1 protein-coding gene is annotated in these 345 nt (G+C 64.3%); it reads left to right on the forward strand.

Annotation, left to right across the window (positions count from 1 at the left end):
* Positions 1-82: 82 nt before the first annotated feature.
* On the forward strand, positions 83-345 hold a 263-nt coding region (locus tag A33M_RS21570), incomplete at its 3' end, for a transposase (RefSeq protein WP_040622535.1).

Raw genomic sequence — 345 nt, forward strand, 5'->3', positions numbered from 1 at the left:
AGAGCCGATCCGAGAAGTTGTTGAGTCTCGGGAATCGGTTGTGATTCCGTAATGCCACCGTGATTCGCCAGCGGAGGCACCGATGTGGAAGCCCGAACACCGCGTTGCCGCGGACCGACGCGGTCTTCGTTATCCGAGCGATCTCACCGACGCCGAATGGGCGCTGATCGAGCCGCTGATCCCGCCGGCCCGGCGGGGTGGTCGCCGCCGCTCGGTGAATGTGCGCGCGGTTCTCGACGCGATCTTCTACGTGCTGTGGACGGGCTGCCAGTGGCAGGCGCTGCCGAAGGATCTGCCACCCAAGAGCACGGCGCATTCCTATTTCATCCTGCTGGATCGTGAGGG

Origin of the sequence: Rhodovulum sp. PH10 (assembly GCF_000293785.1) — a bacterium.
Lineage (GTDB): Bacteria > Pseudomonadota > Alphaproteobacteria > Rhizobiales > Xanthobacteraceae > Rhodoplanes.